At 72.9% G+C, this 25,597-nt stretch carries 27 protein-coding genes; 13 read left to right on the forward strand and 14 right to left on the reverse strand.

What is annotated here, in order from left to right; all coding sequences use genetic code 11:
- Positions 1-675, forward strand: coding sequence for a DUF4328 domain-containing protein (locus A4E84_RS21075; RefSeq protein ID WP_062928080.1), 675 nt, complete (start codon positions 1-3; stop codon positions 673-675).
- On the opposite strand, the gene A4E84_RS21080 is transcribed toward A4E84_RS21075, so the two are convergent.
- The gene (locus A4E84_RS21080; protein WP_062928081.1) at positions 669-1,520 is read right to left on the reverse strand and encodes a putative RNA methyltransferase; all 852 of its coding nucleotides are present in this window, start codon (positions 1,518-1,520) and stop codon (positions 669-671) included. The two genes, A4E84_RS21075 and A4E84_RS21080, sit on opposite strands and share 7 nt — an antisense overlap.
- 322 nt (positions 1,521-1,842) lie before the next feature.
- Between A4E84_RS21080 and A4E84_RS21085 the strand changes: the two genes are divergently transcribed.
- A complete protein-coding gene (locus A4E84_RS21085; RefSeq protein ID WP_107308358.1) occupies positions 1,843-2,826 on the forward strand; it encodes a cytochrome c oxidase assembly protein in 984 nt (327 codons plus the stop codon).
- A gap of 10 nt (positions 2,827-2,836) precedes the next feature.
- Here A4E84_RS21085 and A4E84_RS21090 read toward each other — a convergent pair whose 3' ends face one another.
- The 4 genes from A4E84_RS21090 to A4E84_RS21105 are packed head-to-tail and all read right to left on the reverse strand — an operon-like array spanning position 2,837 to position 4,821.
- The gene (locus tag A4E84_RS21090) at positions 2,837-3,364 is read right to left on the reverse strand and encodes a hypothetical protein (protein WP_062928082.1); all 528 of its coding nucleotides are present in this window, start codon (positions 3,362-3,364) and stop codon (positions 2,837-2,839) included.
- Positions 3,348-3,839: an RNA polymerase sigma factor gene (locus A4E84_RS21095; RefSeq protein ID WP_031113208.1), complete on the reverse strand. Its 492-nt coding sequence runs from the start codon at positions 3,837-3,839 to the stop codon at positions 3,348-3,350. Before A4E84_RS21095 ends, A4E84_RS21090 begins: the two co-directional genes overlap by 17 nt.
- Entirely contained in the window at positions 3,836-4,447 is a 612-nt protein-coding gene (locus A4E84_RS21100) for a class F sortase (protein WP_062928083.1), read from the reverse strand. The genes A4E84_RS21095 and A4E84_RS21100 overlap by 4 nt, the downstream gene beginning before the upstream one ends.
- Entirely contained in the window at positions 4,444-4,821 is a 378-nt protein-coding gene (locus A4E84_RS21105) for a hypothetical protein (RefSeq protein ID WP_062928084.1), read from the reverse strand. Before A4E84_RS21105 ends, A4E84_RS21100 begins: the two co-directional genes overlap by 4 nt.
- Before the next feature lie 222 nt (positions 4,822-5,043).
- Here A4E84_RS21105 and A4E84_RS21110 point away from each other — a divergent pair, with 222 nt between their 5' ends.
- The 3 genes from A4E84_RS21110 to A4E84_RS21120 all read left to right on the forward strand — a co-directional run bounded on the left by A4E84_RS21110 (position 5,044) and on the right by A4E84_RS21120 (position 8,974).
- Positions 5,044-6,378 (forward strand): hypothetical protein, encoded by a 1,335-nt coding sequence (locus A4E84_RS21110; RefSeq protein WP_062928085.1) that lies wholly within the window; start codon positions 5,044-5,046, stop codon positions 6,376-6,378.
- 92 nt (positions 6,379-6,470) lie between these two features.
- Positions 6,471-7,718, forward strand: a complete 1,248-nt coding sequence (locus A4E84_RS21115) for an AAA family ATPase (protein WP_062928086.1) — start codon at positions 6,471-6,473, stop codon at positions 7,716-7,718.
- Positions 7,715-8,974: a vWA domain-containing protein gene (locus A4E84_RS21120; RefSeq protein WP_062928087.1), complete on the forward strand. Its 1,260-nt coding sequence runs from the start codon at positions 7,715-7,717 to the stop codon at positions 8,972-8,974. The genes A4E84_RS21115 and A4E84_RS21120 overlap by 4 nt, the downstream gene beginning before the upstream one ends.
- A gap of 82 nt (positions 8,975-9,056) precedes the next feature.
- Here the strand turns inward: A4E84_RS21120 and A4E84_RS21125 are convergent, their stop codons facing one another.
- The 3 genes from A4E84_RS21125 to pip all read right to left on the reverse strand — a co-directional run bounded on the left by A4E84_RS21125 (position 9,057) and on the right by pip (position 11,348).
- Positions 9,057-9,944, reverse strand: a complete 888-nt coding sequence (locus A4E84_RS21125) for an amidohydrolase family protein (RefSeq protein ID WP_062928088.1) — start codon at positions 9,942-9,944, stop codon at positions 9,057-9,059.
- Positions 9,945-10,040: 96 nt separating this feature from the next.
- Positions 10,041-10,292 carry a hypothetical protein gene (locus A4E84_RS39930; protein WP_063827508.1) on the reverse strand — a complete coding sequence of 84 codons (252 nt, stop codon included), beginning with the start codon at positions 10,290-10,292 and terminating at the stop codon, positions 10,041-10,043.
- 96 nt (positions 10,293-10,388) lie between these two features.
- Complete coding sequence (gene pip / locus A4E84_RS21135) at positions 10,389-11,348, reverse strand: prolyl aminopeptidase (protein WP_062928089.1); 960 nt, start codon at positions 11,346-11,348, stop codon at positions 10,389-10,391.
- A 95-nt stretch (positions 11,349-11,443) separates the two neighbouring features.
- Between pip and A4E84_RS21140 the strand changes: the two genes are divergently transcribed.
- Positions 11,444-11,923: a MarR family winged helix-turn-helix transcriptional regulator gene (locus A4E84_RS21140; protein WP_237304968.1), complete on the forward strand. Its 480-nt coding sequence runs from the start codon at positions 11,444-11,446 to the stop codon at positions 11,921-11,923.
- A gap of 175 nt (positions 11,924-12,098) precedes the next feature.
- Here the strand turns inward: A4E84_RS21140 and A4E84_RS21145 are convergent, their stop codons facing one another.
- A complete protein-coding gene (locus tag A4E84_RS21145) occupies positions 12,099-12,449 on the reverse strand; it encodes a winged helix-turn-helix transcriptional regulator (RefSeq protein ID WP_062928091.1) in 351 nt (116 codons plus the stop codon).
- Positions 12,450-12,513: 64 nt separating this feature from the next.
- On the opposite strand from A4E84_RS21145, the gene A4E84_RS21150 reads away from it, so the two are divergent.
- Entirely contained in the window at positions 12,514-13,482 is a 969-nt protein-coding gene (locus A4E84_RS21150; RefSeq protein WP_079129044.1) for an NAD(P)-dependent oxidoreductase, read from the forward strand.
- A gap of 56 nt (positions 13,483-13,538) precedes the next feature.
- Here the strand turns inward: A4E84_RS21150 and A4E84_RS21155 are convergent, their stop codons facing one another.
- The gene (locus A4E84_RS21155) at positions 13,539-13,826 is read right to left on the reverse strand and encodes a hypothetical protein (RefSeq protein WP_062928092.1); all 288 of its coding nucleotides are present in this window, start codon (positions 13,824-13,826) and stop codon (positions 13,539-13,541) included.
- Positions 13,827-14,049: 223 nt separating this feature from the next.
- On the opposite strand from A4E84_RS21155, the gene A4E84_RS21160 reads away from it, so the two are divergent.
- The 3 genes from A4E84_RS21160 to A4E84_RS21170 all read left to right on the forward strand — a co-directional run bounded on the left by A4E84_RS21160 (position 14,050) and on the right by A4E84_RS21170 (position 16,016).
- Positions 14,050-14,469 (forward strand): hypothetical protein, encoded by a 420-nt coding sequence (locus A4E84_RS21160; protein WP_062928093.1) that lies wholly within the window; start codon positions 14,050-14,052, stop codon positions 14,467-14,469.
- Positions 14,470-14,555: 86 nt separating this feature from the next.
- Positions 14,556-14,936, forward strand: a complete 381-nt coding sequence (locus tag A4E84_RS21165) for a hypothetical protein (RefSeq protein ID WP_159029600.1) — start codon at positions 14,556-14,558, stop codon at positions 14,934-14,936.
- A 450-nt stretch (positions 14,937-15,386) separates the two neighbouring features.
- The gene (locus A4E84_RS21170; RefSeq protein WP_062931541.1) at positions 15,387-16,016 is read left to right on the forward strand and encodes a class I SAM-dependent methyltransferase; all 630 of its coding nucleotides are present in this window, start codon (positions 15,387-15,389) and stop codon (positions 16,014-16,016) included.
- 108 nt (positions 16,017-16,124) lie between these two features.
- Here the strand turns inward: A4E84_RS21170 and A4E84_RS21175 are convergent, their stop codons facing one another.
- Both A4E84_RS21175 and A4E84_RS21180 read right to left on the reverse strand, forming a co-directional pair.
- Positions 16,125-18,590: a site-specific integrase gene (locus A4E84_RS21175; protein WP_062928095.1), complete on the reverse strand. Its 2,466-nt coding sequence runs from the start codon at positions 18,588-18,590 to the stop codon at positions 16,125-16,127.
- The gene (locus A4E84_RS21180) at positions 18,587-19,474 is read right to left on the reverse strand and encodes a tyrosine-type recombinase/integrase (protein WP_062928096.1); all 888 of its coding nucleotides are present in this window, start codon (positions 19,472-19,474) and stop codon (positions 18,587-18,589) included. The genes A4E84_RS21175 and A4E84_RS21180 overlap by 4 nt, the downstream gene beginning before the upstream one ends.
- 239 nt (positions 19,475-19,713) lie before the next feature.
- Between A4E84_RS21180 and A4E84_RS44640 the strand changes: the two genes are divergently transcribed.
- The gene (locus A4E84_RS44640) at positions 19,714-20,184 is read left to right on the forward strand and encodes a YybH family protein (RefSeq protein WP_237304969.1); all 471 of its coding nucleotides are present in this window, start codon (positions 19,714-19,716) and stop codon (positions 20,182-20,184) included.
- A gap of 101 nt (positions 20,185-20,285) precedes the next feature.
- On the opposite strand, the gene A4E84_RS21190 is transcribed toward A4E84_RS44640, so the two are convergent.
- Positions 20,286-22,340, reverse strand: coding sequence for a glycoside hydrolase (locus A4E84_RS21190; RefSeq protein ID WP_062928098.1), 2,055 nt, complete (start codon positions 22,338-22,340; stop codon positions 20,286-20,288).
- Positions 22,341-22,617: 277 nt separating this feature from the next.
- Here A4E84_RS21190 and A4E84_RS21195 point away from each other — a divergent pair, with 277 nt between their 5' ends.
- Together A4E84_RS21195 and A4E84_RS21200 are read left to right on the forward strand one after the other, a co-directional pair.
- The gene (locus A4E84_RS21195) at positions 22,618-23,613 is read left to right on the forward strand and encodes a LacI family DNA-binding transcriptional regulator (RefSeq protein WP_062931542.1); all 996 of its coding nucleotides are present in this window, start codon (positions 22,618-22,620) and stop codon (positions 23,611-23,613) included.
- A gap of 149 nt (positions 23,614-23,762) precedes the next feature.
- Positions 23,763-23,948, forward strand: a complete 186-nt coding sequence (locus tag A4E84_RS21200) for a hypothetical protein (protein ID WP_159029601.1) — start codon at positions 23,763-23,765, stop codon at positions 23,946-23,948.
- A 149-nt stretch (positions 23,949-24,097) separates the two neighbouring features.
- On the opposite strand, the gene A4E84_RS21205 is transcribed toward A4E84_RS21200, so the two are convergent.
- Complete coding sequence (locus A4E84_RS21205; RefSeq protein WP_062928100.1) at positions 24,098-25,546, reverse strand: DEAD/DEAH box helicase; 1,449 nt, start codon at positions 25,544-25,546, stop codon at positions 24,098-24,100.
- Positions 25,547-25,597: the final 51 nt, after the last annotated feature.

Genomic DNA, 25,597 nt, shown 5'->3' on the forward strand with positions numbered 1-25,597 from the left:
GTGATCGAACAGAAGTCCAGACCGGCCGCCCCCGACCCCGTCCTGCGCCCCGTCCGGGGAGCGGCCCGCTGCGCCGTCGCGGCCCTCGCCCTCGCCGGGGCCGTCTGGGTGGCCCGGGCGGTCTGGCACATCCGGCTCGCCGCGGCGGGACAGCCGGCGTCCGGCCCGTCCGGCCAGGGCGACGGCGTGCACCGTCCCTTGAACACCCTGGAGGACTCCTACCACCTGGTCGCCTCCGTCGGCAGCGCCGTCACGGCCGTCTGCGTGATCGTGTTCCTGCTCTGGCTGGACCGGATGAGGGACAACGCCAAGGCCCTCTCGGGCACCGACCCGCGCTACGGCTACCCCTGGCTCTGGGTGGGCTGGGTCCTGCCCGTCGTGAACCTGTGGATACCCCGGGGCATCGTCGCGGACGTCCACCGCTCGGTCTTCCCCGAGCGGCGGCTGCCGGCCGTCGTGAACTGGTGGTGGGGCCTGTGGCTGGCGGGTCTGGCCGGCGGCGTGGGGATCATCTACTCGGACGACACGGACGAGGTCATCGCCCGCGCCTACAGCGGCGTCCTGCCCCTGCTCGCCGCCGACCTGGTGATCGTCGCCGCGGCCGGGGCCGCCGCCCTCATGGTCCACACGCTCACGACAGCGCAGCAGGAGCACGTCGCCGGCCGGGGCTACTGACCGGGTCGCCGCGGCCGGTGCACCGACACGGCGAAGGAGGCCGTCACCGGCACCGGTGCCCCCAACCGGTCGATACGGCCGGCCAGTTGCGCGCCGGCGAGGTGATGAGCGGTCGGACTCATGCCCACCAGGCCGGCGATGTCGTCGGCCGTGAGCCTCATCGGGTACTCCAGCGGCTCGGTGCGATCGAGCCGGAAACGGGCGTCCAAGGCCCGGCGCAGACGCTCCTCCTTCCTCGGGTCGACCGCCAGCAGCCCGACCGGACCGTGCAGTTCACGCAGGTGCCGGGCGGTGGGGGTGACGACGAGCAGCGCGCCGTCCGGGCCGAGGACGCGGGCGAACTCGGGCCCGTTGCGGGGCGCGAAGACGTTGAGCACGAGGTCGGCGGAGCCGGTGCGCACCGGCCACGGCTGCCACACGTCCCAGCCGGCGGCCTCCGCACGGGCATGCGCGCGGGCCGCCGCGCGCAGGGCGGGCACGGAGCTGTCCAGCCCCAGGCCCAGGGCCCGGGGCAGGGCCTCCAGGACGGCCGCGAGGTAGTGGCCGGTGCCCGCCCCGGCGTCCAGGACGGTGGCGTCGGGCGGGGCCAGTTCCCCGGCGAGTCGCGCGAGGGTGCGGGCGAGTGGGTCGTAGTGCCCGGCGCCGAGGAACGAGGCGCGGCAGCGGACCATGCCGGGGGAGTCGGCGCTCGGGGCGCGCCGGTGGCCGGTCAGCAGGCTGACGTAACTGTGGCGGGCGATGTCGAAGGTGTGGCGGTTGGCGCAGCGCAGGGCGCCGCGGGTGTGTTCGAGACCGGCGGGACACTGGGGGCAGGTCAGGACGGACAGGAGTCGGTCGGACGGCATGAGGGCTCCTCGGAACGCGGCGCACCGCCGGGCAGCGGGGTGCGCCGCGTGCGGCGGCGGACGGTGGGGTGTCGGCGCCCGCCGGCGGCTGCCGTCGAACCGGCAGCGGGGGCGGGAACGCCGAGGAGGGCGACGTGAGCGATTCACGTCGCCGTCCTCACCGCGGCGTCAGAGGAAGCAGTGGGGCAGGGCGTTGCATGCCAGAGCCATACGGCCAGGCTAGCGGGCGCCCCTCCTACGTCACGACGAGCCGTCCGCCCGGGGCCGGCGACCGGCCCACCCTGCCTCCGCCCTGCTGAACTTCGGCGGTTATCGTCCGCTGGTGAGTGAACTGTCGGCTGTGTACCTGCCGGAACCGACCGTCGGACGGCTGCTGGGGTCGTGGCAGCCGGACGTCCCCGCCCTCCTGCTCGTCGCCGCGCTGGGCGGGCTCTACGGCTGGGGTGTCGTCCGGGTGCGCCGGCGGGGCGGGTCCTGGCCACCGGCGCGGCTCGCCGCCTTCGTGCTGCTCGGGCTGGGGACCATCGTCGTGGCCACGATGTCCGGCCTGGCCGTCTACGACCATGAGCTGTTCTGGCCTGCCGCCGTGCAGAACGTCGCGCTGGATCTGCTCGCTCCGCTGGGCCTCGCCCTGGGGGATCCGCTGCGGCTCGCGGTGGAGGCGCTGCCGGAGGGCGGCGCGGGCCGGGTGCGGCGGGCGCTGACCGGCCGTCCGGTCCGGCTGCTGACGTTCCCCCTCGTCAGCACGGTCCTGGTGCTGGCGACCGAACTGGCCGTCTATTGCACGCCGTACTTCGCCACCGCGCTGCGGGTGGGCTGGCTGCACGAGCTGATGTACCTGCATCTGCTGGCGGCCGGCTGCCTGTTCGTGCTGCCGGTGCTCACCCGCGAGCAGGCCCTGCCCGCCTGGTGCACCCACCCGGTCCGGGCGGCCCTGGTCTTCCTGGACGGGATCGTCGACGCGCTCCCCGGGCTGGTGGTCATGACGCACGGCACCCTGATCGCGGGCGCCTGGTATCTGCACCACGCGCCGCCCTGGTCCTCCGACGTCCACCACGACCAGCAGCTCGGCGGCGGCGCCATGCTGGGCATCTCCGAACTGGTCGCGCTCCCCTTCCTGCTGGCGGTCCTCGCGCAGTGGGTGCGGGCCGAGCGGGCCCGGACGGCCGTACTGGACCGGCGTCTCGACGGCGAACTCGCTCCCGCGGCCGTCGCGCAGGGGCCCGCCGAACTGGTCCGGCCCTGGTGGGAGACCGAGGAGGGCGAGGTGGCGGAGCGGGTGCGGCGGCAGGGGCGGGGCGACTGACGTGGGCCGGTCAGCGGCTGCCGGCGGCCGGCCGGTCCGGGCTCGGGCGGGCCGCCGAGGGGACGGGGCGTACCGGGGTGGGGGTGGCCGACGGGGCGCGGGACGCTTCCGCCGGGCCGGTCGCCTCCTTCTCCGGGGTACCGGGGCGCCCCGCACGAGGGTCGTCGGTGGCCGGGCGGCGCGTGCCCGGGGACGACGGGCGCGACGACTCGGACGGGGACGGTACCGCGGTGGGTGACGCCGAGGGGGTGGGCGGCGCCGTCCGCGTGGCGGGCGGGGCCATCGGGATGGTCGGGGCGGTGGGGCGTTCGGGCGCCGTGTGGCGCAGGGGAATGCTGATGAGGACGGCCGCGACGCAGCACAGACCCGCCCCGGCCGCGGTGCGCAGCAGGCGGCGGCGGGTCGCCCTGCGGCGGATCGTCTCGAACTGGCCCGGGGGCGCGCCCAGGTAGTCGGGGGAGGAGGAGGGGCGCAGGATCACCGCGAGCGGGTCGTCGGTGCCCGGCTCCGGGCCGTCGTCGTCAAGGCGTGTGGTCAAGGCTTCTCCTCAGATGGACGCGGAGCAGTTCCCGGGCCGCGTGCAGGTCGGCCTTGACGGTTCCTTCCTTGCGCCCGGTCAGTGCGGACACCTCCCGGATCGGCATGTCAGCGTAGTAGTGGAGGAGGATCGGGACGCGGAGTCGTTCCGGCAGCGACTGCACGAGCAGCCGCACCGACGGGTCCGCCTGTTCGGGGTGGGGGCGTACGGCGGCCTCCGAGGTGACGCGGTGCATGGCCCGGCGCTCGCGCTCCAGCTTGCGCCAGTGGTCCCGGACCAGGTTGGCCGCGGTGACGTAGAGGAACCCGCGCGGCTCCTCCACGGACGTCCAGCGGGCCCAGAGCCGGGTGAACGCCTCCGAGGCGATCTCGTGGGCCGTCCCGTCGTCGTCGACGAGCCGGCGGCACCAGCCGGCGAGGCGCGGGTAGAGGGCGGCGAACAGCTCGGACGCTGCCTTCTCGCGGGACCGTTTCAACGCTCTCCAGGGGTGGGGGACTTCGCATCGCTCAGCGCCGCGAACACGATCACGTTGTCCGCGTAGCCGTCGCCGGTCCGCGCTCCGCCGCACGTGATCAGCCGCAGCTCCGGGCGGTCCACGTTCCCGTAGACGTCGTCGGCCGGGAAGTCGGTTTTGGGGGCGGTCCGCACCGCCGTGACGGCGAACTCCGCCGCCGTGCCGTTCTCCAGGCGCGCCGTGATCCGCTCACCCCGGCGCAGCCGGGCGAGGTGCCGGAAGACGCCGTCGCCGTACGGGCCGACCGTGACATGGCCGAGGAGCACGGACGGGCCGGTCTCGCCGGGTGTCGGCGAGTGCCGGTACCAGCCGGCCCGGTCGTGGGCCGTGACCGGCGGCACCTGCACCGTGCCGTCGGCCGCCAGGCCCAGCCGGACGACCGGGGTGTCGACGCCGATCGCCGGGATCAGCAGCCGCACCGGGACCGAACGGGCCAGCGGGCGTGCCCTCCTGGCCGGGACCGGCGAAGAGGTGGCCTTCGGCCGCGGCGGGGTGCCGTGGCCCGCGCACGCCGTCAGCAGCGACGCCAGGGCCCCGGCCGTGAACGCGCGCCTGGAGAACGAGCTCATGCCCCGGTCGCCCGGCGGCGGCGTACGACGAAGACCGTGCCGCCGCCGAGGGCGAGCACCGCGGCGGCGCCCGCGCCGAGAGCCGTGCCGTCGCTCCCGGAGGCCGGGGACGCCGCCACACCGGTGTCGGGCGCGCCGCTCGGCACGCGGGAGACCTGCCCCTCGGCGGGCGCCCGGGTCGGTTCGTCACTGGCCGGGGCCGGTGCCGGTTCGGCCGCCCGGGTCGGTTCGGCGCTCTCCTCCGGCTGGGTGGTGGGCGCGGCGGACGCCGGGACCGGGCTCGGGGTCGTGGGCCCGTCCGCGAACGCGGGCCCGGTGCCCATCAGTACGGCGGTGCCCGCGAGGGCCAGGGCACTGAGGACAGTTCGGCGCATGGAATCGCACTCCTTCGTCGGTCCGCCCGACGGTCGGGCGGGATGACAGATCGTGCGGAGAGACGAGGCGGCACCGGGGCGGGTTGTAAAGAGATGGCAAAGCCGCCGCAGGGGCTCCGAAATAACCTGTCGCGCACGGGAGTCGGGGCCGCTAGCATCCGTCGCGATGACGACTCACTCTGTCAACAGATTGGGGGACCCGTCCGCGCAAGGTGAGTGCTGATGCTCACCGACCTCGCGAACGGGGACTTCCCGCTTTCCTTCTGGCCGCGCGTGCGCGAGTTCGCCGTGCCGCCCTCCATGATCGAGACCGCGACCGCGCGCCGCCGTGCCGGTGACTGGGCGGGTGCCTGCGCCGCCGCGAACATCGACGTCGACCTCCAGCCGCGTCTCCTGGCCCGGCGCCACGGCCGGGAGTTCGCCGCCCGGCTCCGCGCCGACCTCCGGCACCTCGCCCCCGACCTGCTGCGCTGGCACATGCCGAGGATCGCCCCCGACGGGCTGCTGCGGCCGGGTCTGACCATCACCCTGGCCCGCTACGGCACCACCGGCCCGGGAGCACTGCACCTCGTGGTGCGGACGCCGCCGGCCTGGGCCGACGCCGGTCAGCGGATCAGCCTCGCCCTGTGGGACGCCTCCCGGGCGCGGGAGGCCCACCGGCATCATCCGCACCCGCGCCCCAGCCGGCGCTTCCGGCTCGACCTGCACCGCCACCTGTGGGACGCGCGCCGGGCCGGTGAGCTGCGGGCGCGGTCCGGCGAGGGCGGCGCGGACCCGGATCCGGCCGGGCCGCCGCACGGACAGCGGTGCGCCGTCGACCGCTGGGCGGCCGAGGCGGAGATCCTGCTGCGGGCCGAACGACGGTCCGACGGCAAGGTCTCCGTGCGCCTCGGGGCACGCCACCGGGTCGTCCTGGAGGTGTCCGACGGCGGCACGCGGACGGCGATGTCGTACGCACGCGCCCCCGACGCCTCGCTCCCCGTCCTGCCCGACGCGGCGACCTGGGTGCTGCCCGACCTGGAGCTGCTGCGGGCCGGGGCGATCGACGCCGGGCGGTTGCATCCGCTGGTCGCCGCGGCGCTGGGGGCCGAGCGGACCGGCAGCCCCGGCGTGCCGCAACGGGCCGGTGACCCACGGGTCGTGGAGTGCCGGGGCGCCCGGCACCGGATCGGCCTGGTCGACGGCGCACTGACCGCCCTCGACCACGACCCGGACGAGATCCGGCGGGAGGAACTGCTCGCCGCCTTCGGAGGTCCGCCGCTGCCCTGTCTGCGGGCCGTCGACCAGGCACACCGCCGCCCCGACTGCCTCCCCGGCGTCCGCGAACGCCTCCACCACGGCGACATCGCCGGTGCGCTCGCCGCGGTCGAGAGCCTGCTCGGCCCCGAGGCGGTGCTGCGCGACGGCCCGCTGCGGGACGCGCTGGAGACGGCCGCCCGACGCCGCATCGCCCACGGGCTGTACCGCGCGGGCCTGGAAGGCCCCTCGCCCGGCAGCCTGCGCCCCTGGGACCGCCGCCGCTCCCGCGACGACGGCCCGCACCCACGCCACATGTGACCCGGCCCCACCCGGCCGGGGCGAACGCCCTGCCCCCGCCCCGCCCTTCATCCCACCGAGACGGCCCACCACCGGCACACAGGTGATCACTCATGCGCTCTCACGCCTCGCTCCCGTCCGACACCGCCACCCAGCTCGACGTGGCCGGCGACCTGCTGGCCCTGCTGCGGGACACCACCACCGAACCCCGCCCCGACACCCAGCTGGAGGCCCTCACCCTGGCCGTCGCCGCCGACCTGCCCGTGCTGCTGTGGGGCGAACCGGGCATCGGCAAGACCGCGGCCCTGACCCAGCTCGCCACCGCCCTGGACCTGCCCCTGACCACGGTGATCGCGAGTGTGCACGAGCCGTCCGACTTCTCGGGGCTGCCGATCGTCGGCGACGACCCCGCCGAGCAGGGCGTGCCGATGGCACCGCCGGACTGGGCCGTGCGCCTGGTGCGGGCCGGGCGCGGGCTGCTCTTCCTCGACGAACTCTCCACCGCGCCGCCCGCCGTGCAGGCCGCCCTGCTCCGGCTCGTGCTGGAGCGGCGGATCGGCGCCCTGCGGCTGCCGCCGGGCGTGCGGATCGTGGCCGCCGCCAACCCGCGTTCCTCGGCCGCGGACGGCTGGGAACTGAGCCCGCCCCTCGCCAACCGCTTCGTCCACCTGCAGTGGACGCACGACACCGATGTCGTCGTCCGCGGCCTCGGCGGGACCTGGCCCCGGGCGACCCTGCCCCGGCTCGACCCGGAAAGGCTCCCGGAGGCCGTGGACTTCGCCCGCCGGGCCGTGTGCGGGCTGCTCGCCGCCCGCCCCGCGCTCGCCCACCGGCTGCCCAGCGGGGAGACCCGCCGGGGCGGGCCGTGGCCGTCTCCGCGCAGCTGGGAGATGACGCTGCACCTGATCGCCTTCGCGACCGCGGCCGGCTCCTCCCGTGACGTGCTCTCCCTGCTGGTGAGGGGCACCGTCGGGGACGGGCCCGGGCTCGAACTGCTGGCGAGCCTGGACCGGATGGACCTCCCGGACCCCGAGACGCTGCTGGCCGACCCGGCCGGTGCGGTCCTGCCGGAGCGCGGGGATCTGCGGCAGGCCGCGCTGGACGGCGTCGTGGCCGCCGTACGCAACCGCCCGGAGCGGCTGCGCTGGGACGCGGCCTGGGCGCTCCTGGTGAAGGCCCTGGAGACCGGCCCCCCGGACGTGGTGGTCGTCCCCGCCACCACGCTCGCCGCCCTGCGCCGCGACGACTGGGACGTCCCGGCGTCCATCGAGCGCCTGGCCGGAGTGGTTTCCCTGTCCAGGCGGGCGGACCGGACCACGGCCGCGGTCGCCGCCGCTGCCGCCGGGAAGGCGGGCCGGTGACGGCGACCGACGCGCCCGGGGCCGCCCCCGGGGCCCTCGACCGGGACAAGCTCTTCACGGCCCGCCTGCACGCCGCCCGCGTCCGCCCCTACCTCGCCACGGCCCTCTTCGCCCTGCACGTCGTCGAGTCGCGGCGGGTGCCGACCATGGGTGTCGACCGCTACTGGCGGTGCTACGTGTCGCCGGCGTTCGTGGACCGCACGCCCGTCGAGGAACTGGCCGGTGTGTGGGTGCACGAGGTGTCGCACCTGCTGCGCGACCACCACGCCCGCAGCGACCGGGTCGCCCGCGAGCGGGGCCTGAACGGCCCGGGGGAGCGGCTGCGGATGAACATCGCCGCGGACTTCGAGATCAACGACGACGTCTACGGCGACGGCCTGGCCCGCCCGGAGGGAGTCGTCGAACCGGGCCGTCTCGGCCTGGCCGAGAACGAGTTGATGGAGGAGTACCTGCGGCAGTTCACCCTGGGCCCGCGCTCCCAGGAGCTGGCCTGGCTCGACTGCGGCAGCGGCGCCGACGGCCTGGAGCGGGAGTGGGAACTGGGCCCGGACGGCGCGCACGGCCTGAGCGAGCAGGAACGGGACGCGGTCCGCTTCCGGGTCGCGCAGGGCATCGCCGGGCGCCCCGGCAGCGCCCCGCAGGGCTGGCGGCGCTGGGCCGAGGAGGCCTTCCACCCACCCCAGCCGTGGCGGCAGCTGCTGGGCGCGGCGGTCCGCTCGGCGGCGTCCGCCCCCGGCGCGGGCGAGGACTACACCTACGGCCGCCCCGCCCGCCGCTCCACCGCCCTGCCCGGCACGGTCCTGCCGAGCCTGCGCCGCCGCCCGCCCCGCGTCTCCGTCGTCATCGACACCTCCGGCTCGGTCAGCGACGCCGAACTGGGCAGCGCCCTGCTGGAAGTGGCCGCCATCGCCCGGGCCGTGGGCGGCCGTCGTGACCTCGTCACCGTCGTGCCCTGCGACGCCTCCGCCGGTCTCGCCCGCCGCCTGTGCCGCGCCGAGGGCATCCCCCTCACGGGCGGCGGCGGCACGGACCTGCGGGCCGGCTTCACCCGCGCCCTGCGCACCCGCCCGGCCCCCGACGTCATCGTCGCCCTCACCGACGGCCAGACCCCCTGGCCGGGCACCCGGCCCCCCTGCCGCACGGTGATCGGCCTGTTCCCGCGCCCGTACCGGAGTCACGCCTACGACGAGTCGGACCCCGAGTACGTCCCGGACACACCCCCGGCGTGGGCCCGCGTGGTGGACATCGGCTCCTGAACGGAACGGGGGTTCGCGGGATGTCCCCACCCACCCCGGGCCGAGGGATCAGCCTGGTGCCGTTCAGGAGGGGCGGGCGCGGTCAGAGGCCGAAGAGTTCCGCCGCGTTGTCGTGGCACACCGCCCTCAGCCACGCGTCCCCGAGGCCCAGCCGCTCCAGGGCGAGGAGCTGGTCGGCGTACGGGTAGGGGATGTTGGGGAAGTCGGAGCCGAGCAGAATGCGGTCGCCGGCGTCCGCCAGCCGGGGCAGGGCCCGGCGCGGGAACGGCGCGAGCCGCTCGGCGAAGTCGGTGAACGCCATCGTCGTGTCCAGCCGCACCTCCCTGTACCGCTCGGCGAGGTCGAGGAACTCCTCGTACTCGGGCATCCCCATGTGGGCGACGATCAGCCGGAGCCGCGGGTGCTCCGCCAGCACCCGTGCGATCGGCCCGGGGCCGGTGTGCTTGCCGGGCGCGGGACCGGAACCGCAGTGGATCACCACGGGGACCCCGGCCTCGGCCAGCACGCCCCATGCCGGGCGGAACAGGTCGTCGGCCGGGTCGTAGGCCCCCACCTGCACATGCGCCTTGAAGACCCGTGCGCCCGCCGCGACGGCTTCCCGGACGTACGCCTCGACGCCCGGCTCGGGGAACAGGGTCGCGGTGTGCAGACAGTCCGGGGTGCGGCGTGCGAAGTCGGCCGCCCAGCCGTTCAGCCAGCGGGCCATGCCGGGCTTGTGCGGATAGAGCATCGCGGTGAAGGCGCGTACGCCGAACCCCCGGAGTATCTCCGCCCGTTCGGCCTCCGCTTCCCGGTAGGTGATGGGCCACTCCAGCCCGCCGGTGAGCGGCCCGAGCGCGTCGAAGTACTCCCAGACCTTGTCCAGGACCCGCTCGGGCATGAAGTGCGTGTGCACGTCGACGAGGCCGGGGAGCCCGAGCCGCCCCCAGAAGCGGCGGATGGCATCGGGCTCGTCACCGTGATCGTTCATGGTGCCCACGATCGGGTGGGACGGGGCGGCGGGGCCAGTGCCGTGCGCGAGGGATCGGTGAGGGATGTGTCACGCCTGCTGCGGCCCCCGCTCACGTCAGCCGATGCGGGCGCACAGGTCCTCCGTGGTCCCGTGGACGAGGTGCACGGACTTGTACCCGGGCGCGGCCCACCGCCGGGCGGAGCCGCGGCCGCCCGCCGCCCGCCGCCCGGCGAACGGCGCCTGCCGCCCACCGCCCGGCGAACGGCGCCTGTCACCCGCCACCCGCCGCCTGGCGCCCGCCGCCCGCCGCCCGGCGCCCGCCGCCCGCCGCCCGGCGCCCGGCGCCCGGCGGCCGGCGCCTGCCACCCGCCACCCGCCGCCCGCCGCCCGCCGCCCGCCGCCCGGCGGACGGCGAACGGCGCCTGCCACCCGCCGCCCGCCGGACAGCGAACCGCGGAGCCCTCACGTCTCCCGGAACCGGTCCGTCGCCGCCACCACGGCCGAGGTCATGGAGGTCCCCAGCCCGTGCCCCTCGCCGCCGATCAGCACGAGTTCCGCGTCCGGCCACGCCTGTGCCAGGTGCCACGCGATGTCCGCAGGCCCGCTGATGTCCATCCGGCCGTGGACCAGCACGCCCGGGATGCCGGACAGCTTCCCGGCGTCGCGCAGCAGCGTCCCGTCCTCCAGGAAGGCGGTGTGCCGCCAGTAGTGCGTGACGAGCCGGGCGAAGCGCATCCGGAAGCGCGGGTCCTCGTAGCGCGGGTCGGGCCGGTGCCCCGGCACGGTGGAGACGTGCACGTCCTCCCACCGGCACCACTCCCGCGCGGCCCGCTCCCGTACGGCGGGATCGGGGTCGGCGAGCATCCGGGCGTAGGCGTCCACCAGGCTCCCCTCGCGCTCGGCCTCCGGCACGGCGTCGCGGAACCGGGCCCACTCCTCGGGGAAGATCCGCCCCATGTCCCGGGTGACCCACTCCACCTCGCGGCGCGTGGTGCCGGTGACGCTGAAGAGGACCAGCTCGGACACGGACCCGGGGTGCTGCTCGGCGTAGGCCAGGGCGAGGGTCACGCCCCAGGAGCCGCCGAGGACCAGCCACTCCCCGATGCCGAGGTGCTGCCGCAACCGCTCGATGTCGGCGATGAGATGGTGCGTGGTGTTGGCGGCGAGCGAGGTTCCCGGATCGGCCGCGTCGGGCGTGCTCCGCCCGCACCCGCGCTGGTCGAGGAGCACGATGCGGTACGCCGCCGGGTCGAAGAGCCGGCGCCATACGGGCCCCGCCCCGGACCCCGGCCCGCCGTGCAGCACGAGGGCGGGCTTGCCCGCGGGGTTCCCGCAGGCCTCCCAGTACACGCGGTTGCCGTCGCCGACGTCGAGCATGCCGTGCGCGTACGGCTCGATGCGGGGCGGATAGGGCTCGGGCATGCGCGATGTCCTCTCCTGGCCTGCCTCGGACGGCTCGCCCCGGATGACCTGCCTCGGACGAATCCGTGATGTAACAGTGCTGTTAGATTATCAGCGTGAGGAATCAACCGGATCCGGCCGCCGTGGGGACGCTGCTTCGCCACGTCCTGGAGCTGCTCGACGGCGACGTGGCCGCGGTCTACGAGGAGCAGGGCATGGCCGAGTACCGGCCCCGCTTCTCCCCGGTCGTCCGCGCGCTCGTGGCGCAAGGCCCGCTCTCCGTGCGCGACCTGGCCGAGGCCATCGGTGTCACGCACTCGGCAGCGAGCCAGACCGCGGCCCAGATGGCCCGCGCGGGCCTGGTCACCCACACCCCCGACCCGCTGGACGCCCGCCGCCGGCTGGTCGCCCTGACGGCCGAGGCCCGGTCGCTGCTGCCGCGGATCGAGGCGGAGTGGGAGGCGACGGCCGCGGCGATGGCGGAGCTGGACGCGGAACTGTCGATGCCGCTGGGAGAGTTGCTGGCCGAGGTGGCGCAGGCGGTGGGACGGCGGCCGTTCCGGGAGCGGGTGGCGGCGGCTCGCCGGACCGCCTGACCGGGGCACGGCCCGCCTGCTGCGACCAGTAGGGGCCGGCAGGGGCCAGACGGTGATCGACCGCCGGAGTACCCACCTTTTTGTGGGGACTTGGCAGTGCGCCGGTGCCGCGCGAACCTGGTGGTGGGCGGCCGGTGAGGCACAGGATCCGGAAGGGACGGAGGTGGCACCCGCCTCAGGAGGCCGACCGGGCGGCCTCGGCCAGATTCTCCAGGCGCCGGTGGCCCCAGTCGGACAACGGCGCCAGCGCCTCGGAGAGTTCACGGCCGAACGCGGTCAGGGAGTAGACCGTCTTCGGCGGCTGCACGTCGTACGCCTCCCGGTGCACCAGCCCGTCCGCGGCCATCTCACGCAAGGCCTCGGTCAGCACCTTCTCGGAAAGGCCCGGCAGTTGCCGGCGCAGCTCCGCCGGGCGGTGCGGGCCCGACTCCAGCAGCCAGAGCAGGGCCGTCTTCCACTTGCCGTCGACCACCGCGATCGCGGCGGTCACCCCGCAGACGTCCGGGTCCTGCCGCCGACGCGTCATATCCGCCCCTTTTCTTATGGATTGTCATACCTGTCAACTGTCCAGCACACCGGAGGAGTTCACGATGACTTCGTACAGCGCTTCCCCCGCCCCGGCGCATTCCGCCCGGCGGCCCGCCGGTCACCCGGCCACCACGGTCACCGTCCTCGGTCTCGGCCCGATGGGCCGTGCCCTGGCCGGCGCGCTCGTCGACGCGGGCCTGCGCACCACCGTCTGGAACCGCACCCCGGGCCGGGACCGGGAACTCCTCGACCGCGGTGCGGCGGGCGCGGCCTCCGCGGCGGAGGCGGTGGCGGCGAGCGAGGTGACCGTCGTCTGCGTGGTGAACTACGACGCCGCCGACGCCGTGCTGCGCCGGGACGAGGTCGCGGCCGCCCTCAAGGGCCGTACGGTCGTGAACCTGACCGCCGACACCCCGGCCCGGGCCCGCGACACCGCCGACTGGGCCGCAGAGCACGGCGTCCGCTACCTCGACGGCGCGATCATGACCCCGACGACCACCATCGGCACACCCGACGCGGTGTTCCTGTACAGCGGTCCGGAGGACCTCTACGAGGAAGTCGCCGCAGTACGGCAGGCACTGGGCGGTGCCCACACCCACCTCGGCACGGATCCGGGCCGGGCCGCCGCCTACGACATCGCCCTGCTCGACATCTTCTGGACGGCGATGTCGGGCTACGCGCACGCCCTGGCGGTGGCCCGGGCCGAGGGCGTCACCGCGACCCAACTGGCCCCCTTCGCCCAGGGCATCGGCGCCATCCTCCCGCCGCTGTTCGGGGAGACCGCCGCGGACGCCGACGCCGGGACCTACTCCGGCGACGGCAACCCGCTCACCTCGGCCGCGTCGTCCATGTCCCACATCGTCCACGTCTCCGAGTCGCACGGCATCGACGCCGGTGTCATGCGCGCGGCCGAGGGCATGGCCCGCCGCACCATCGGGCTGGGTCACGGCCAGGACGGCTTCCTCCGCATCGCGGAGGTCATCTGGGATTATCTAGGGGATGGAGCCTCTTCGCCCAGGTCGCAGGGCTGATCGGTAGTTCAGGCATGTAAGGCATGACCCCGCGCGGAGCAGCATCAAGGCCGTCCTCAGGATCCCTCGCCCGCCTTCTGCCCCGTAGTCCGGCTAGCCAGGCGGAACAGGACCCGGGCGTACACGAGGGTCGCCGCCGTGATGATCGTCGGGATGACGGCGAGCGCGAGTATGCCTACCAGCGCGCGGCCGCCTTCGGCGGGTGCGAAGCGTCCCCGGTCGTCGTCCAGCAGGAACCGGTAGCCGAACCACGCCCACAGGGCCAGGGACAGCAGCATCCACCCGACCGCCCACTTCTCGATCAGGTGCCCATCCTGGCGGAGCTGCTCTGCGTCTGCCGTCATCTTTCCCCCTGCTTCACTGGTGATCAGTGGCCAGTTCATCACAACGCGCAAGTGCCGAACGGACGCTGATCCTGTTAGGTGTTTCGGTCGAAACACCTCCTGCACTCGCGGGCGCGGGTGGCCCCCGCGTGCCTTCTGCTCTGCTGCTTGCTCGCTGCCCGCTGGGCAGCCTTTCCTCGGGCTATGCCGCATGCAGCGGGAGCCGTTGATACATTCACCCGTCGTGCGATCAAGTGAGTACGACCTCGACTTCCGTGACCGGGCCAGCCGGACCCGAGCCTGGGGCGTCGGTCTGCTGGTCGTGGCCGGGCTGCTGTGGAGCTGGTGCACCCTGCTGCTCCTGACCCCGTACGAGGTGGACCGCAAGCCCGACGACCGGTACCCCGTGGAATGCGAGTCGCGGCTGATGACGGAGCGCGGCACGTCCAACGAGGGTCTGGGCCGAGGCGACTACTGCCAGAACGAGCGCGACTGGCCGGAGGCCGTGGCTGTACTGGGACTGTCCGTGCCGGTGTCCGTGGCCGGAGCGGTCCTGTTCACCAGCGGCAGCGTCAGTCGGCGGATGAGCGCCCACGCCGAGGCCATGCGCGAGCTGGACCGGATCGCCGACGAGCGCGAGGCGCGGGCCGCCCGCGCGCGGTGACGCCCGGGGGCATCGAGACCGCAACCGCGCACGGGGGCGCTCGACCCCTGGTTCTCGCGGTGACTGGCACACGGGGTGACCCGAACTTGGACGTGGACAGGGCGAAGAAGCGGGTAGCGCAGGCTCAGGCGCTTCACGACGACGTTGGGACGACGGTGGGCGCGGTCGCCGTTGAGGGGCCTGAGGTGGTGGCCGACGCCGCGATGAGCGCCGCCGAGCGCCTCAGTGCATGGCTGGACGAACTGGCCTGGTGGCTCGAACTGGGGCGCCCCCATCATCAGCGCAAGATCATCACTGAGCTCAGTGGCCACGCGGAAGAGAAGGTGCAGCGCTTCACGGCCGCGTGCCGTGAAGCGCTGCATCCGGATGATGGCCGCAGACGGCGCCTCGGGCCGCTGAAGCGGCTGAGCCTGCGCCGGTACGTCCGTCGGCACGGCGGCCCGTACGGATGGCCAGGCTGGGACTGATACGGATCTCAATCTCGACCATGGCTGACGGATGGCCTGTCCAGGAAGTGTTTCGGGCGAAACGCTTCCTGGACTCCCGTTCGGGCGCGACGTACCGAGCCAGCAGCAACGGAACGAGCTGAGTGGGTGCTACGACACGTCGCCGGCCGCCAGCCGCGCACGGCCTGCGCCTCAACCTCCGTTCGGCCGAACCGAGGTCCTCGACTTCTTTCGGTTTCGCAAGAAGTCGACGGCCCAGGCAGTTCCGTACGTGACCAACTTGCCTGAACAACCTGTAGATATCCGTCAGGCACGTACGCCAGAGGGCACGTGCCTCACATGCCTTCTCCGAACTACCGGGGGCGTCCCGTGATCAGGTGACGGGACGATCAGTCCCGAGGGGAAGGGCCGGTATGGGCCGGAGAATGGCGCTGAACGGCGGTGAACGGCAAGGGTGTTAGCGTCCTGCCCGTGTTAGAACACCAGGATGAGACCAGGGCGGCCTACAACGGGGTCGTCGAGCTCTATGCGTCAATGTTCACTAGTCGGTTGGAGACGCGGCCGTTCGCGCGGAACATGATCGGCACCTTCGCCGAGCTCGTGCGTGATACAGGGAACTTGCGGGTAGCCGACGTCGGGTGCGGACCCGGTCATCTGACGGCCATGCTCCACGACTTGGGGCTAGACGCCTTCGGGATCGACCTCTCCCCGGCCATGGTCGACCACGCTCGGCGGGCCCAGCCGATGCTGCGGTTCGACGAAGCGCGAATGGAGGCCCTGCCGGTCGAGGACGGCGCGCTCGGTGGAGTGCTGGCCCACTACTCGATGATCCATACCCCACCTGATGAACTGCCCGCGCTACTCGCTGAGCAGGTGCGTGTTCTGGCACCAGGGGGTCTGCTCCTGGTGTCCTTCTTCGGGACCGAGGGGCCGGATCCGGTCCGCTTCGATCACAAGGTGGCGCCCGCCTATAGCTGGCCAGCGGAGCAGTTTGCCGAGTCGCTGGCCGAGGCCGGGCTCGTCACGGTGGCTCGGTTGCTCCACGACCCAGCGTCCGAGCGCGGCTTCCTCGACACACACTTCTTGGCCCGCCGCCCGTAGAACGTGGCCCGTGGCCTGGGGTGGGGTAGGTCATCTGTGTGGATGAAGCTCGTCTGAAGCGCCGCGTTCTGGCCGATCGGTTTGGGTTGTTATCCATCTGTGTCGCAGTCAGTCCGCCTTATCCCGGTTCTCGGCTTCCCGAACTACGAGTTCACTGATCGTCGGCATGCCGACGAATACCGGCGAGCTCTTCCGCCTCTCGGTGGCGTCAATCTGGCTGATCTTGTCGTGGGTTGCGGTGAGGCTGACGGTCAGTTGCTCGACGTCGCCCAGCCATCCTTCTCGTTCGGCTTCGGCGATCCTGGCGTGGAGGTTCTCGCGGATCTCTTCCAGGCGGGGCCGTTCGTCCGGCCCCACGATCAGTACCGGACATCGGACACAGGCGTGCTCGTGGACGCAGCTGCTTCCGTATGCTCGGCCGCACTGCCCCAGGGCCAGCTTGCGCCGCTCGAAGTGCCCGAGGAACTCCTGCCACTCCTCGTCGGTCACCGCCCGGTATTCCCCGGCGGGTCGTAGACCGCGGCGCCGGGCGATGAAGGCTCGGTGAGCCTCGATGGCATCTTCCGGGTAGATCGCGGCATACCCCATCGTGGTTCCAATGTGGCCGTGACCAGCAATAACCTGGGCGATGTGCGGCGGCAAGCCGTTGAGGATGGCGTCGGTGATGAAGATCCTGCGGAAGTCGTGCGGCTGGAAGGTCAACGGCTGTCCGTGGGCGTCGGTGATGCCGGTATCTGCCAGCAGCGTGTTGAGTGACTGGCGGATCGTGGTGATGGAGATCGTCCTGTTCTCCCCGCCTACGGGCCACTGGTAGAGCAGCGGCATGGGTGGGTTCCAGACTTTCTCGTGCAGGTCATAGGACGGGACACTCGGCACCCTGCCGTCATGCCCGCGAACACGGCTGATCACGGCGCTGAGAACGTCGGCGAGCTCAGGGCTGACCAGCAGGAGGCGCTCTTGGTCCGTCTTGGACGGCGCGATCTGCAGGAGCGGGATCACCTCTCCGGTGGTCGGCAGCTTGTAGCTGATGATGCTGTGGTGGCCGAGTTCCCTGAGCTCTTCGATGCGCATCCCGGTGTGCCGGAGGATCTCCACGGTCGCCCAGCCGTAGAAGGCCAGCTTCTCTTCCGTCCGGAAGTCGCGCCTCGCTCCTGTGGCGTCAACGACCGTTGAAGGTTTGCCGCCGGCTCGCTCCGTAGACCGGGGCAGGGTGAAGCTCTCGCCGAGCACCGTGATGGTAGATCCCAGGTCAGCTGCCTCCAATGCCTCCAGCCGCTCCTTGGCCTCGTTCAGTCGGCGGGCAGCTGCCTGTACCAGCGCGGGCAGGACCGGCAGCCTCTCTCGGGTGCGGGCATCGGATCTGGTGCGGACCTCCTGCTCGACCTTCTTGGCAGAGCAGTCGGCTTCTGCCACCGGGGCCGGAGCGGCCCACGGTCCCCAGCGCTCCGGCTCGTCCAGAGCCCACTCGGCGATGTCCAGGTAGAAGCCCCGCACTGCCGTCCTGATACTCAAGGCTGCGATGCGCGGCTCTGTTGTCGTGGCGACCGTGCCGTTCGGCATGCGGTACTTGACCGTCTTGACCGCGATCCGGGCCTTCCACGCGTCGCGCACCTCCGGGGCCAGGTGAAGGCTCTCGATCCCGGGATGGTGCCGTTGCAGGTCGGCCCAGAAGTAGCCGACCAGATTCCTGGACAGCTGCACCAACGTGACGTAGTCCACTGAGGGCTGGCGTTCGGTCAAGTAGCCGACGAGCAGGTCGCGGATCGGCTCGCACTTCACGTCGAACCGGTCGACGAGCTGGGCCGGGCTCACCTGTCCGGCACGTATCTCGATGCTCCGCAGGGTCTTGGGTGCGTCAGGGGGAAACTGGCCGCGGCTCTGAAGCAGGGCGTAGGCGAGTCGCGTGTGGCTCGTGGAGGTCCCCGTGGCCGCCAACAGAAGTTCGAGGACATCGCCGACCACGATGTCGTCGATGCCGCCGCCCTTCGCCGCGAGAATGCGGGCCACGGCCTTGAGCGCCTTCGATGTGCGCCGCGGGTCCGGCTGTCCGGGCATGCGTGCGTCACGAAGTTCGGCAAATCCCCTGGGATCGCGGGCGGCTTCGATGGCTTCGCGCAGGTGAGGGGACAGGCTGCTGGCGAGCCACGGCATGCTGGGACGGATGACATCAGCGCAGACCAGGGCCAGCAGCCCGGACCCGAGCCCAGCCTTCTGCGGCCTCCTGCCGTGAACGATCCCCCAGGCAAGCGGGGCTTCGGTCCAGCCGACCGAGGTGGCGGAGCCCGGGCTGGCGTTCCAGCGCTGCTGCCAGGTCTTCCCCTCGAAGGTCTCCAGCCATCGCAGCAGCAGGCGCGCACCGACCATCCGCATCTGGTGGGTGGAGTCCTTGCCGTTCTTGAACGGCGGCCGCTCCAACCTGTGGAGGACCTCCTCGCGGGAGATCCGGGTAGTGGGCCAGTCGGTTCCCGGGCTACGTGGCGGAAACCTCTGCAGCTGGGCATCGATCTCGCTGCCGGCCAGGCTCTTCGCGGTCAGGGCCGGCGGGGTGACGAGCGGGACGGTGGTAGTTGTCACCCGGGGCTCCCGCCGAAGAGGACGTCAAGGGAGTCCCGGTTGTAGGCCAGCGCGGGCGGGGCCGGAGGCGGGTTGTTGCGCTTGTGCTCCTGGCGGGCATGGTGTGCGAGACCTGCCGAGATCACGTCGTCTCTGGTAGGACGGTTGTAGATGTCCAAGGTGGACAGATGCTTATGACCGAGGATGTGCTGGACGTAGACCGGCGGCATGTTCGGGTCGTCGAGCATCAGGAATGTCGCCGTGTGCCGTAGGTCGTGAAGAGTCCAGTTGGCGCCCAGGAGCTCGTTGGCGCGGTTGAACATCATGCGCGCCGCGTCGTACTCCAAAGGCCGCCAGGGGCGGCGCAGAGTCCACCACAGCGGCTGCGCACGGCGGCGAGGGACGCCCTTCTTCCAGGCTTCTTCCTGGTAGAGCCGCAGCCAGACGAACGCGTCGGGGGTGGCGGGCAGTTCCTGGTAGGCGCGCGTGCCCTTGCGAATCACGCCGATGGTTTGCTGGCCGACGACGGCATCGCTCTGCTTTGCGGTGAGCAGTTCCTCGGCGCGGGCGCCGGTGGCGACCCAGAAGGCCAGTAAGGCTCGGTCGCGGTGCGAGCGGAGACCTGCGAAGACCTCGGTGTACTTCTCATCGGGGATGCGGCGCGGGATCCGCTTGGGGACCTTGGGCCGATAGAGGCCGGTGCGCTGCTTCTCGTGTTCCTTCTCAGGGTTGTGGTGGGCGTTGGCTCGTCCCGAGCGCCGGCTACGGACCAGAGGGAAGGGATTTACTAGCAGCGATCCGGTATTGCGCTCCAGGTGGAAGTCGTAGAAGGTCCGCAGCACCGTCTCGCAGTGCGCCCGGGTAGTGGGCGCGTACTTCTTGCCGACGGTGGGCTTGCCCGTCACCGGGTTCGGAGATCCCGGCGCTGGACTGCCGGCCGAGGCGGACTGGGGTATCTCGGCGGGGTCCTTGCTGCGGTGGCGCCAGTGGCGGCTCCCAGCGGTCTCCCGTCTCCAGTAGCTTGCCCAACTCAGGCAGCACAAAGTTCTTCAGATCCCTGTCGGGACGCTGTTCACCGGGCATGCCGGGAAGCTAGCAGAGACCCCAACTGACCTGCGAGGACTCATGAGTTAGTTCGGTCAACATGCCTGACGCTTTATTTGGACCCGAGATAACGGACGACGCTGACCGCTACGCCGGGCTGCCGGGCATGCCGAACGCCCGCCGGCACCGCGCGAGGAGCTCCCGCACCGCGGGGCCCCGCCCGCTCCGCCAGACCAGGGCGAGCAGCGCCGATGTCCCGACGTCGTCGATGGCGCGGACGACGACCCGGTCGCCCCGGCCCGCGGCCATCGACGCGGTCCTGGCCCACCCGCCCGGCCGGCGCACGGTGGGCCGCGAAGCGATCCGCACTCTCTGGGAGAAGGTCCTGGCCGACCGCCCCCGCTTCGAACCGGAAGAGCCCCTGCCGACCCTGGTCCACGGCGACATCGCCCTCACCTCCACCCCGCCGAAGGACGGGGCGGGGGCCCGGGCGCAGGTGGTCCGCAGGCAGGCGGACGGAAGCTGGCTGCGGGTGCTGGACCAGCCGGAGTTCACCCCGCCGGCCCGTTGACCCGAGGACCGCAGGGGCAGGACACGACGACGCCCCCGCCCGTCATCGGCATCCGATGACGGGCGGGGGCGCGGGGAGAGGGCCGGGCGGGACGCGAAGCGTCAGCCGCCCGTCACCTCGGTGACCCTCCAGCGCTGGTTGGAGCCCGAGTTCGGCTGCCAGACGCCCACGGAGGCGCCGTCGTTCGTGGACTGCCCCCCGACGTCGGGCAGTTGGCCCGTCGCCGCGTTCACCAGCGTCCACGTGCCGTCACCGGTCGTGGACGCGATCCACTGCGCGGCGGCGTCGCGGCGACCCGCGTCGGGCTCGGCGACCAGAGCGCCGTCACGGACGGCCAGCCGCTTGTCCGCGCCGGTCTCGGTGAGGACGTAGCGCTTGCGGTTGTCCTCGCCGCGGATCTGCTCGACCCGCCACTGCCGGCCGCTCGGGTCGGACGCGTCCGGCGTCTTGATGACCAGGCCCGTGCCGTTGCCGGCGATGGTGAGGTCCTTGCCGCTCTGGACGCCGGTCAGGCGGTAGGTGTGGCCCTTGCGCAGCTCGGCCGCGTCCTTGGCGACGCCAGAGACGCCCTTGACGAGGAAGGACGTCACCGACTGGGCGGGCACCGTGAGGGTGGCCTGCTTGCCGGTCACGCGGACGGGCTTGTGCTTCTCCAGCTTGCCGTCGGCGCTGGTCACCACCGGGGTGACGGTGGCACGGGAGGAGACCCGGCCGAACTTCGACAGGTCGAGCGTGACGTCGTGTGCCTCGGTGGCGCTGTTGACGTGGACGACGGTCGCCGCGTCGCCCTTGCGGGAGACCGCCGCGGTGCTGGCCGTGTCGTTCGTCTTGATCAGGCGGTCTCCGGGCTTGATGAAGTGCGTGAAGTTGCGGGCCGTGTCGAACTTGGTGTTGGTGTAGATCGGGCAGGACTTCAGGGTGTCCTTCGAGGTGCAGCTGAACGGGAGCTGGATCTCGCCCCAGTTGCCGCCCTTGGCGGACTCGCCGCCCGGCTTCATGTTGTCGTAGTCCTCGACGGGCTGCCAGAACACCCAGGCCTTGGGCTCCAGTTCACGCAGGTCGTCCACCATGCGCTGGGCCAGGCCCAGGCCGGGCCGCATGTCCGTGAAGCTCTGCCCGTCGCCCCAGTCGCCCTCGACCTCGCTCATCCACAGCGGCTTGTCGGCGGCCTTGGCCAGGTCGCGGACGGTGGTGCGCTGGCCGGTGCCGTAGGTGTGGACGTTCATCTGGGCGACGAGGTCGCGGACCTCCTGGGGGTAGGAGTTCCAGTTCGTCGCGAAGATGCCGGGGTTGGTCTCGTCCATCGCGGATATCTCCGCGCCCGAACGGGACTTCTCCAGGACCGGGGCCAGCGCGCGGATCACCTTCTGCTGGAGCTCGGGGCCGATGTGGGCGCCCTCCTGGCGGCCGCCGGTCGGTTCGCCGTCCGGGCCGAGCTTCGTGCCCCAGTAGTTGGTGTTCGGCTCGTTGAACGGGTCGAGCGTGTCGACCTTGATGCCGTGCGCCTTCTCCAGCCGCTCGGTCGCGCCCACCAGGTACTTGGCGAAGTCCTCGACCGACTCGGGCTTCAGCTGGTCCTTGCCCGCGTCGAAGTTCCCGGAGACGTAGCCGCTCTCGGTCATGAACCAGGGCGGGGAGTTGCTGAAGGTCTCCCAGTGGGTGATGTCCTTCTTGATGCGGTCGACCCACCAGCGCTGCGTCTTGTCCGCGTGCCTGTTCCAGTCGGCCGGGTCGTCCGCGTCCCACCAGTCGACGTCCTCGCGGGTGGTGCCCGCCGGGGCCTTCCACCAGCCCTCGACGGCGCCGCCGGCCCGCAGGTAGTCCTTGACGTCGGGGGCGTTGCCGCCGCCGATGTTGTAGCGGGCGATGTTCAGGTTGAGACCGTCGTCGCCGAAGAGGAGCTTGTAGAGCTTCTCGCGGACCGCGGGCGGGTAGTCGCCGGTGGCGTTCGCGAACCAGACCAGGCTCGTGCCCCAGCCCTCGAACTTGTCCCCGGCGTAGGAGGGGTCGGGCCGGACGGTGACGCCGGCAGCGGCGGCCCGGGCCGGCTCGGCGTGCGCGGCGGGCAGGGTCGTCGTGGCCAGGAGGGTTCCGGTCGCCACGGCGGTGACGCCGATGGCCCCGAGGAGCCTTCTCTTACGGGTGCGGTGTGCCATCTCGAGTACTCCAGCTCATACGACCGGTGCGGACTTCTGGTGGGGTTTGACGCCTTCTCGTACGATTCCGACTAGGCAATGTTTACGTAAACATCCACTGGCCGGATGTCTACACTGTCCGAATCTCAGGGGTCAAGGACTCGTTCCGGACCGAAAATTGCGCCGGGTGCGCGGCGAGGGGAACGAGGGGCAGGTGGGCACCGTGGACGGCGAGAGCCAGCCGGGGGGCACGAGCCGTACGAGAAGGCGTGCGGCCCGGCCCCGCCAGGGCGCGTCCATGGCGGACGTCGCCCAGCTCGCCGGGGTCTCCTCCCAGACCGTCTCCCGCGTCTCGAACGGCTTCCCCGGCGTCACCGAGGACACCCGCGCGCAGGTCCTGGCCGCCATGCGGGAGCTGGGCTACCGCCCCAACAGCGCGGCCCGGGCGCTGCGCCGGGGCGAGTTCCGTACCCTCGGCGTGATCACCTTCTCCCTCTCCACCATGGGCAACATCCGCACCCTGGAGGCCATCGCCACCTCCGCCGCCGAGCACGGGTACGCCGTCACCCTGCTGCCGGTGGCCGTCCCGACCCAGGACGAGGTGAACGGCGCCTTCTCCCGGCTGGGCGAGCTCGCCGTGGACGCCGTCATCGTCATCATGGAGATCCACCTGCTCGACGCGGCGACCGTCTCCCTCCCGCCCGGCGTGCAGGTCGTGGTGGCCGATTCCGACGCCGGTGACCGCTACACCGTCGTCGACACCGATCAGGCGGGCGGCGCCCGGGACGCCGTACGGCACCTGCTGGAGCTCGGTCACGACACGGTGTGGCACCTGGCCGGTCCCGAGGGCTCCTTCGCCGCGCAGCGCCGCGCCAACGCCTGGCGCACCACCCTCACCGGGGCGGGCCGCACCCCACCGCCCCTGGTCCGAGGCGACTGGTCGGCCGCATCCGGCTACCGGGCGGGCCTGCTCCTCGCCGACGAGCCGGAGTGCACGGCGGTCTTCGCGGCCAACGACCAGATGGCCCTGGGTCTGCTCCGCGCCCTGCACGAACGCGGCCGCCGCGTCCCCGGCGACATCAGCGTCGTCGGCTTCGACGACATCCCCGAGTCCGCGTCCTTCCTCCCGCCGCTCACCACCATCCACCAGGACTTCGCCGAGGTGGGGCGGCTGTGTGTGGAGGGGGTGCTCAGCAAGATGCGGCAGGACGGGGTGGAGCACGGGACGACGACGCTGGTGCCGACGCGGCTGGTGCGGCGGGCGAGTACGGCGGCGCCGCGGCCCGGGCGGTGAGGCGGCGGCACGTTCTCGGCGGCGGGCCAGGCGCCGTCCCGGCGCGTGGCCCGACGGCCGCGTGGCGCCGGGGCTGCGGGCCGCGTCGTCGGCCTCGACGCGGCCGACACGGTCACCGTCCTCGCCGAGGCCTGGCCCACCCCGTGGACGTGGCTTTCGACGCCGACGGGCGCTGCCACGTCAGCGACCACCGGCTCGGCGCGGTACTCCGCCTCGACGACGAGGGGCCCGTGGTCCTGTCGGACGGTCCGGGCGCCCGGCAGGGCCTCGCCGTGCACGGCGAGGCCCTGTTCACGGGGAGGTCGAGCACCGCAGGCTGTGGTCGGTGCCGCTGACCACGGGCGAGCGTTGCGTCGGCCGAGGACCTGGCGGTCGGGCTCCCCCTCCGAGCGTCGAGCGCAGCCCCGACCCGGCCCTGTGTCGTCGAACGGGGAGGGCGCGGTGCTGCGGCCGGCGCCGAATCCGTAGGGTCCGGGGGGCCGGTTCAGCGGCGGCGGCCCCGGGGCGGCCTGCCCCGCCGCCCGTTCGGGGCGGAACCCGTGCGCGCCGCGGGCTTCTCGGCGGGCGGCGGGGTGATGACGACGGGCACGCCCGAGGGCTCCTGCGCCCCGGTGATGCGGCTCAGTTCGCCTTCGCCCGAGCGGACCCGGGTGACCTGCGGGGTGATCCCGGCGTCGGCCATCAGCCGGGTCATCTCACGCCGCTGGTGGGGCAGGACCAGCGTGACGACGGTGCCGGACTCGCCGGCCCGGGCGGTACGGCCGCCGCGGTGCAGGTAGTCCTTGTGGTCGCCGGGCGGGTCCACGTTGACGACGAGGTCGAGGTTGTCGACGTGGATGCCGCGGGCGGCGACGTTGGTGGCCACCAGGACCGTGACCTGACCGTCCTTGAAACGGGCCAGAGTCCTGGTCCGCTGCGACTGGGACTTGCCGCCGTGCAGGGCCATGGCGCGCACGCCTACGGCCAGCAGCTTCTTGGCCAGCCGGTCGGCGGCGTGCTTGGTGTCCAGGAACATGATCACGCGCCCGTCGCGGGCGGCGATCCGGGTCGTGGTGGCGTGCTTGTCGTCGTCCTCCACGTGCAGCAGGTGGTGCTCCATCGTGGTGACCGCGCCCGCGGACGGGTCGACGGAGTGGACCACCGGGTCGTGCAGGTAGGTGCGGACCAGCCGGTCGACGTTGCGGTCCAGGGTGGCCGAGAACAGCATCCGCTGACCGCCGGGCCGCACCTGGTCGAGCAGGGCGGTGACCTGCGGCATGAAGCCCATGTCGGTCATCTGGTCGGCCTCGTCGAGGACGGTGATGTCGACGTGGTCCAGGCGGCAGTCGCCTCGGTCTATGAGGTCCTTGAGCCGTCCGGGCGTGGCGACGACGACCTCGGCGCCGGTGCGCAGCGCGTTCGCCTGCCGGCCGATCGGCATGCCGCCGACCACCGTGGCGAGCCGCAGCCGCAGCGCACGGGCGAACGGGGTGAGGGCGTCGGTGACCTGCTGGGCCAGTTCGCGGGTGGGGACGAGGACGAGGCCCAGGGGCTGGCGGGCCTCGGCCCGCCGTCCGTCGACGCGGGCCAGCAGGGCGAGCCCGAAGGCGAGGGTCTTGCCCGAGCCGGTGCGCCCGCGGCCGAGCACGTCCCGGCCGGCCAGGGAGTTGGGCAGGGTCGCCGCCTGGATCGGGAACGGCGCGGTCAGGCCCTCGGCGCGCAGCGCGGCCTGCAGCCGCTCGGGCAGGTCGAGGCCGTCGAACGCCTCGACGGCGGGCAGCGCCGGGGTGACGGTGGCGGGCGGAGCGAACTCCTGGCTGGGGGCGGGGCGGCGGCCTCCGCGTCCACCGCCCGCGGGGCGGGCGGCGCTACCCGCGCCGCCGGACTTGCGGGGCCGGTACCCGTTGCCGCGGGAGTGGGGAGAGCCGTTGTTCTTGCGAGCGGTGCGGTCCATGCGGAACCTTCCTCGATGCGGCACGCGTCGAGGAATGCGCGGCGGCACCGG

It is taken from the genome of Streptomyces qaidamensis, from assembly GCF_001611795.1.
Taxonomy (GTDB): Bacteria; Actinomycetota; Actinomycetes; order Streptomycetales; family Streptomycetaceae; genus Streptomyces; species Streptomyces qaidamensis.

Bases quoted from the DNA above. Each gene is read 5' to 3' on its own strand.
- A4E84_RS21080 (WP_062928081.1), bottom strand. From the start codon at position 1,520: ATGCCGTCCGACCGACTCCTGTCCGTCCTGACCTGCCCCCAGTGTCCC.
- A4E84_RS21100 (WP_062928083.1), bottom strand. From the start codon at position 4,447: ATGAGCTCGTTCTCCAGGCGCGCGTTCACGGCCGGGGCCCTGGCGTCG.
- A4E84_RS21105 (WP_062928084.1), bottom strand. From the start codon at position 4,821: ATGCGCCGAACTGTCCTCAGTGCCCTGGCCCTCGCGGGCACCGCCGTA.
- A4E84_RS21110 (WP_062928085.1), top strand. From the start codon at position 5,044: ATGCTCACCGACCTCGCGAACGGGGACTTCCCGCTTTCCTTCTGGCCG.
- A4E84_RS21115 (WP_062928086.1), top strand. From the start codon at position 6,471: ATGCGCTCTCACGCCTCGCTCCCGTCCGACACCGCCACCCAGCTCGAC.
- A4E84_RS21125 (WP_062928088.1), bottom strand. From the start codon at position 9,944: ATGAACGATCACGGTGACGAGCCCGATGCCATCCGCCGCTTCTGGGGG.
- pip (WP_062928089.1), bottom strand. From the start codon at position 11,348: ATGCCCGAGCCCTATCCGCCCCGCATCGAGCCGTACGCGCACGGCATG.
- A4E84_RS21145 (WP_062928091.1), bottom strand. From the start codon at position 12,449: ATGACGCGTCGGCGGCAGGACCCGGACGTCTGCGGGGTGACCGCCGCG.
- A4E84_RS21150 (WP_079129044.1), top strand. From the start codon at position 12,514: ATGACTTCGTACAGCGCTTCCCCCGCCCCGGCGCATTCCGCCCGGCGG.
- A4E84_RS21155 (WP_062928092.1), bottom strand. From the start codon at position 13,826: ATGACGGCAGACGCAGAGCAGCTCCGCCAGGATGGGCACCTGATCGAG.
- A4E84_RS44640 (WP_237304969.1), top strand. From the start codon at position 19,714: ATGCCTGACGCTTTATTTGGACCCGAGATAACGGACGACGCTGACCGC.
- A4E84_RS21190 (WP_062928098.1), bottom strand. From the start codon at position 22,340: ATGGCACACCGCACCCGTAAGAGAAGGCTCCTCGGGGCCATCGGCGTC.
- A4E84_RS21195 (WP_062931542.1), top strand. From the start codon at position 22,618: ATGGCGGACGTCGCCCAGCTCGCCGGGGTCTCCTCCCAGACCGTCTCC.
- A4E84_RS21205 (WP_062928100.1), bottom strand. From the start codon at position 25,546: ATGGACCGCACCGCTCGCAAGAACAACGGCTCTCCCCACTCCCGCGGC.